Source organism: Streptococcus sp. HSISS2, assembly GCF_000448665.1.
GTDB lineage: Bacteria > Bacillota > Bacilli > Lactobacillales > Streptococcaceae > Streptococcus > Streptococcus raffinosi.
Window position 1 is genome coordinate 166,760 of sequence record NZ_CM002133.1, and the last position, 6,629, is coordinate 173,388.

Here is a 6,629-nt window from a genome sequence, read left to right on the forward strand (position 1 = left end):
CTATTTTCTTTGATTTACTTGTTTATAACTATAGCACAAAAGGGGTGAAAATTAAACCATCAAGGGTTCAGCGAAAGCTTTTTCTAATCAATAAAAGCTAGTGTTTCCAAGGTCTGTCGCTGTAAGATACCATAGGTCTTAAAGGCTACCTTTTCAATGATTCCTTGGTCGATAAACTGTTTGATGACTCTTTGGACATGGCGGTAGCTGGTCCCAAAACTGGCTGCTAAAATAGATGGCGACAGTTGGAAGTTACCCTCTTCCTCAATACTCAAGATGTGGGTAGCCAAACGCTCCCTGACAGGGTAGCTAACATTTCTTGAGGCAGTAATACCTTGCTTATGTAGTGCCATTGCTAGGTTACGCCCAATTTGATAGAGAAAAACTGGGTCTTCGAGGAGCGATTCTTTATCATTTAATGGCAGTTGAACTGCCTGAACGTCTTCGAGGGCAATGACTGAGGAACCCGCTAATTGATTAGTCATGAGTTCAACGTCTCCCAATAGCTGTGGTTGGTGAAGCATTTCTAGGATATGTTCTTTACCATTGGATAGGGAGCGAACAATTTTTACTCTACCTGATAAAATGTAGGTTAGCTCAGTGATAGCTTGCCCTTGTGTGCATATGTAGTCGCCTTTCTGAAAGGTGACCTTTTGTAATTGATTAAGGTAGGCTGCAGGAAAGACCTGGTCAAGCTGAGGTCTTGTAGTGGGATTAGGCATATGTCTCCTTTTTAGGACCTAGGTCCTATTTTTTTAGCTCTTCTTAGATTATAATGAAAAAATAACTATCAGACAAGTAAAGAAAGGATGCTCTTATCCCGATACTATGACAAAAATTTTAGAAAAATAAGCCTGCTTGGGCTATCTTTGCTTTTGATTTCGGCCTTCTCGATTTCAACCGCTCTACCACCTATGTTGGACTACTATAGTCCAACCTATACTGCTTCTCAAGTCGAGCTTTTAGTGTCTGTTCCTTCATTTTCTGTAGTGGCTATGCTCTTACTTAACCCTTTGGTTGACAAATGGTTAAATGACAGACAATTGATTATGACAGGTTTAATCTTACTAAGTAGTGCTGGAATCTTCCCCTTCTTTGTTCAATTGTATACACTTGTTTTACTGTCACGTCTTATTTTTGGAATGGGTATCGGTTTAATCAATGCCAAGGCTATTTCTATCATTAGTCAGCGTTATCAGGGCAAAGAGAGGGTTCAGATGCTTGGGATTCGAGGTTCCGTGGAATTGATTGGTGGGGCATCGTGTTCCCTTTTGGTTGGACAATTACTGAAAATTCATTGGACACTTGCTTTTTTATCTATGGTTTTGGTTTTATCATCCTAGCCATGTACCTCCTCTTTGTACCACCAATGGAGCAGACAGAGAAGAAAGAGGCACAAAAAAGTAAACAAGGTCTGGATAAAAAAGATTTGGCTATGATTTTAGGTATGGCCCTCTTGGCAGGTTTTGTGATTTGCGTTAATTCATCGATTAGTTTGCGCGTGCCTCTGTTTCAAGTTGATGGTAAGACCATTGCAAGTGGTCAATCAGCTCTGGTCCTTAGTTTGGAGCAGGGAATTGGTATTGTAGCTGGACTTAGTTTTGCCTCACTAATCGGTCACATTAAGCACCGTCTCTTGCCAATGGCGCTGTTTTGCCTATCTACTTGCCTACTTGGAATATCCCTAGCTAACAACTTGCTGATATTGATTTTGTCTTCTGTTGGTGTTGGTTTCTTTTACAATATTGTTTTGACCATTATCTTTAACCGTCTTTCTGAACGTGTTACTAGAAATTTGCTGAATAAGGCGACGGCTTATGTTCTCCTAGGATGCAACTTAGGCTCAGCTGTATCTCCTTATGTTTTAAAATTGTTGGCACTAGTTTCTCCAAGTTTTAGTTGGATTTTCCTAGCTTATGCTGTGGTCAGTTTTCTACTTTTCCTAGGATTCCTTCTGAATTCAAAAATGGTCAAAAAAGCCTAGGCCATGAAAGTCTTAAACAAGGAATCTTACGATTGACAAAGATTAGTAGATAAGCTAAAATAGAGAGGTCGTAAAGACAAACCAACTCTTTCTTGGTTTTAGGAGAGCCAATCCTAAGACTCGGATGGAGCAAAAAAAGGAGAAAAAACATGGCAATCTCAAAAGAGAAAAAAATGAAATCATTGCACAATACGCACGTCACGAAGGTGACACTGGTTCAGTAGAGGTTCAAGTTGCTGTCCTTACTTGGGAAATCAACCACCTTAACGACCACATCAAACAACACAAAAAAGACCACGCTACTTACCGTGGTTTGATGAAAAAAATCGGTCACCGTCGTAACTTGTTGGCATACCTTCGCCGCACAGACGTTAACCGTTACCGTGAGTTGATCAGCTCACTCGGACTCCGTCGTTAATAACGATACTAAGGGCGTAGAAAATCCGTATGAAAATAGGGAAACGACGTCGTGTTCAAGGAACACAAGGAGTTTCATCTTTTTCACTAGGATTTTAGCCCGAGTTCAAAACAGCTCTCTAGACTCAGAGGGCTGTTATTTTTGTCTTTGGTTTATGTTTAATTCAAGATACAAAGGCCGTCAAAAGCACAAAGCAAAAATAGGAAAATTGACGAAGAAACCTCAGTTTTTAGGAAATTTTATCTTTTTTGCCAAGTGCTTAGGCCGTGTTCGATTGAATACAAAAAGTTAAGTTACTCTGTTATAGGGTAGCTTTTCTTTTTTACTAGAATTTCAGTATTATCTTCGGCTTCGGTTCCTAGCATCGTAAGGTAAAATAAACCAGATTCATCTCCCTTCGGGGAGATTTTTTATTTTCACTAGGATTTTAGCTCGAGTTCAAAACAGCTCTCTAGACTCAGAGAGCTGTTATTTTCGTCTTTGGTTTATGTTTAATTCAAGATACGAAGACCGTTAAAAGCACAAAGCAAAAATAGGAAAATTGACGAAGAAACTTCAGTTTCTAGGAGATTTTATCTTTTTTGCCAAGTGCTTAGGTCATGTTCAATTGAATACACGAAGATAGAACTGCTCTATGAAGGGTGGTTTTTCTTTTTACTAGGATTTTAGCCCGAGTTCAGGGATACCGTCTTTGGAGGGGGTATTCCTCTCAAAATGTCGTTTACAATTAGTAACAATGACTTAAACATAAAACAAAAATGACCTCCAGATTTTAGGTCTGGAGGTATCTTCTATGTTAAGATTTTTTTGATGAATGTTTGAAATTGAGGAAGTTGATGAATGGCATTTCCAATAAGAATACCTAACATATTTAAGACAATATCTCCTAAATCAAATATTCCCATATGCCCAAAGTATTGAATGGATTCGATAGAAAATAGGGCAATAAGGCAAAGCAGTAGGTTACTTAACCGTGAAGGGAAGAGGAGCCCTAGAGGAATAAACATTAGTAGGTTCATGATGGGAACAAAGTGGCTTCCCCAGTACAGTTCTCGGGCGAAAGAAAGGGGGTTAAGCGAGAGGCCTTGTAGGCCGATATTTTTCAAAAAAAGCAGATAAAAGAGGGCTATAAAGTAAATCAGATAGAGTAAGGATAGTGTCTGCTTTTTAAGTTTTCTAGTCAGGAGGAGTTTCAAGAAGGCATAGATGACATAACTCAGCAAAACGATGATTACAATGTTAAGTAGAACTTGAAAATAGAAGCCATAATGGGCGATGTAATGAACGTACTGTTCGAGATGGCCTCTGTAAAACCAGTAAGATAAGCCGAATGAAACGATTCCGAGTAAGATGTCACCCAATGATTTTAATCCTTTTGCCATCGTAAGCCTCCTTTTGCATGTGATGAGTACACATTATATCAAAAAATCGTTTAAAGAAAGTTAAGAAACTGTAACGAAAATTTGGTAAAATAAGCAGATAAGGCAAATTCAAAGACTAAAAAAGGACTTTGAAACAGCATTTCTACTTTTGACTAACAATTTAATATTTTTTGTAAACAAGCTGTGAAAGCTTATAAAACAATTAAATTTTAAAAATTAGGAGTCAACATCTTGTTTCAATATTATTAAAATGTTATTATATAGTAGTGAATTTTTAACATAAAAAGGAGTTCGTCTTATGAATAAAAAGGTTTTGGCGACAGCCGGAATTGCAGCTCTTGCGGTTTCTGCCACAGTTGCTAAAGCTGATGAGGTAACGACAAACGATCAAGCCTCAACAACAGCATCAGTATCATCGACAGCTACACAAGCTGTCCCAACTCAAGCCCAAGTCGAAACGGCTAGAGAACAAGCCAACGCTGCTAATCAAGCAGTATCACAACAAGCATCAGTAGTTGCTAATAACGAAGCGACTGTCAACCAGGCGCAAGCAAACCTAGCGACAGCAGATGCCAACTTGCAACAGGCGCAAACAGCAGCCAATGAGGCAAGTCCAGAAGCTATTGCAGCTGCTCAAGGTCAAGTAACTACAGCTGAAAAAGCAGCCAATGACGCTAAGTCAGCAGTTTCTAGTGCTCAATCAGCAGAAAAATCTGCTAAAGATGCAGCAGACAAACAACAAGCTGCAGTAAATGCAGACCAAGCTAAGGTCAATGCCAAAGCAACAGAAGTTGCCAATGTTCAAAAATCAGTTGATGCCGCTAAAGCTGCTCTCAATGGTTCTAGTGCTGCTGATGCAGCCTCTAATCAGGCTAAAGCACAGACTGTATTTGATGCAGCAACAGTAGCTGAGAAAAAAGCCCAAGAAGAATTGGCAGCTGCTCAGGCAGCTGATAAAGAAAAGGCAAATGCTATTGCAGCTAAAGAAGGGCAATTGACTGCAGATCAAAATGCAGCTAACCAAGCTAAAGCAGCTTATGAAAATGCCCAAACAGTAGCCAATGAAAAAGCAGCCGCTCTTGCAGCCGCTGAAGCAGCTAAGAAAAAAGCAGAAGCTTCAACAGCTACTACAGCCAATGCTCGCCAAAGATTCACAGTATCGTCAGAGTATGTCAATGCTCTTAAGACATATGAGTCAAAAACAGCTACAGCAGCAGAAAAAGCACAAGCTGAACAAACTTTGAAGAACGTTAACAAACGTGATCGTAGTAACAATAGCTACCAAGATAATGAAGCAGATAAAAATGTGACAATCAGTGATTTGAACAATCTTAGTGAAGCTCAAATTACAGATTTGTCATTGTATGCTTCAAGTTTGGTTAACCAAATCCGTACAGCCTTTGGTACAACTCAAACATCTGTATCTAAAGGTAGTGTATTGGCAGCAGACCGTGTTACAGATGGTTATGTTGCTGACAACTGGGGTTGGGAATCTATCCGTAATAACCAACATGATGGTGCAGCTCTTGACCGTGCTGGTAAGTCTTTCCATAGTGTAAGTATTGGTGAAAACCTCAACACATGGCAAGGTTTGACAGGTCCGTTCACTCTTAATGACCTTAAGAAATATGTATTTGAAGCTATGCTTGACTTCATGTTTAATGGTAGAGAGTGGAACCACGCTCGTTCTATTGCAGGGCTTCTAGCAGATGGAGGCGAAACTTACCTTGGTACAGATGTCAGTGTCGTTGCAGGTGCCTTTAACGTTCACGTTAACAATGTGAATAAAAACTCTACTGGTCCTGATAGTGACTTTGATACAACTAAGATTCCTAATCCATATGAGACTAACCAATCTCAACCAGCCCCAAGCTCAAACCAAACAGCTACTAAGCAAGCATATGAAGCTGCTAAACAAGCTAACGATCAAGCACAAAGTGATCTAGCAAGCAAGAAAGCAGCCTCTGAGTCTGCGACTCTTAAACTTAATAATACACAAACAGAACTCGCTACTCTTAAAGCTTCAGCAAGTAAGTTAGCAGCAGCTCAGACTAACCTTTCTGAAAAACAAGCAGCCCTTGCAACAGCCAAATCGGAATTGGAAAAGGCTAACGCTACTGTTGCCAACCTTAATGCTAATGCACAAGAAAAAGCAGCAGCTCTCAGCAAAGCTCAAGCAGCTCTTGATGAAAAACAAGCTGAGCTTCAAACAGCTAAAGCTAATCTTGCAACAAGCTCTGCGACCTTGCAACGTTTGACAAATGCTTATAACGCTGCTAAACAAGACACTGCTAAGAAACAAGCAGCCTTGACACAAGCAAACCAAGCTTTGACAGCTGCTAAGAACCGTGTAGCAGCCCTTACGAATGCTTCAGGTAATCTAGCTAAGGCTAAGGCAGAACGTGCAACAGCCTTCGATAAATTGACTGCGGCGAAAGGTGTTCTTTCAGCTGAGCGTGCGAAACTTGTTGAATTGTCAGCTAAACGTGATAAATTAACAAGCGACTATACGACTCTTCAAACTGTCTTTGATAACTATATGAAAGCTAAGGCGGACAAAGAACGTCAAACAGAATTGGCTAAAGAGTTTGCGGACGTCACATCTAAAGGTCTTACACCAGTACCTGTTTATGATGCAGATGGTAAGGTTGTCGCTTTCACAACACAAGAAAAGGCAGCTCAAACAGTAGATCAAATTCCTGTAAGTTATGTTCAAACCAAAGCTGAGAAACAAGCTCCTGTACAAGAAGCAGATAGCTTGCCAGCAACAGGTGAGTCAGCTGCAGCAGGACTTAGCCTTGTAGGTTTCTTTATGACCATCTTGGCCTTCCTTGGTTTTGTTGAC

The 6,629-nt window shown here is 40.1% G+C and carries 4 protein-coding genes and 1 pseudogene; 3 read left to right on the top strand and 2 right to left on the bottom strand.

Translation table 11 applies throughout. From position 1 onward, the window contains the following. Positions 1–83: 83 nt before the first annotated feature. On the bottom strand, positions 84–722 hold the full coding sequence (locus HSISS2_RS00885) for a Crp/Fnr family transcriptional regulator (RefSeq protein ID WP_021144913.1): 639 nt from the start codon (positions 720–722) through the stop codon (positions 84–86). Between the two features lie 87 nt (positions 723–809). Here HSISS2_RS00885 and HSISS2_RS00890 point away from each other — a divergent pair. Beyond that, positions 810–1,984 (top strand): annotated as a pseudogene (locus tag HSISS2_RS00890) (MFS transporter). A 124-nt stretch (positions 1,985–2,108) separates the two neighbouring features. Then, a complete protein-coding gene (gene rpsO, locus HSISS2_RS00895) occupies positions 2,109–2,402 on the top strand; it encodes a 30S ribosomal protein S15 (RefSeq protein WP_021144916.1) in 294 nt (97 codons plus the stop codon). A gap of 791 nt (positions 2,403–3,193) precedes the next feature. Here the strand turns inward: rpsO and HSISS2_RS00900 are convergent. Continuing rightward, positions 3,194–3,784 carry a VanZ family protein gene (locus HSISS2_RS00900; RefSeq protein WP_021144917.1) on the bottom strand — a complete coding sequence of 197 codons (591 nt, stop codon included), beginning with the start codon at positions 3,782–3,784 and terminating at the stop codon, positions 3,194–3,196. A gap of 298 nt (positions 3,785–4,082) precedes the next feature. Here HSISS2_RS00900 and HSISS2_RS00905 point away from each other — a divergent pair. Next, on the top strand, positions 4,083–6,629 hold a 2,547-nt coding region (locus tag HSISS2_RS00905), incomplete at its 3' end, for an SEC10/PgrA surface exclusion domain-containing protein (protein ID WP_042766875.1).

Excerpts from the sequence above, each read along its gene's own strand:
- HSISS2_RS00885 (WP_021144913.1), bottom strand. The coding sequence starts at position 722 with ATGCCTAATCCCACTACAAGACCTCAGCTTGACCAGGTCTTTCCTGCA.
- rpsO (WP_021144916.1), top strand. The coding sequence starts at position 2,109 with ATGGAGCAAAAAAAGGAGAAAAAACATGGCAATCTCAAAAGAGAAAAA.
- HSISS2_RS00900 (WP_021144917.1), bottom strand. The coding sequence starts at position 3,784 with ATGGCAAAAGGATTAAAATCATTGGGTGACATCTTACTCGGAATCGTT.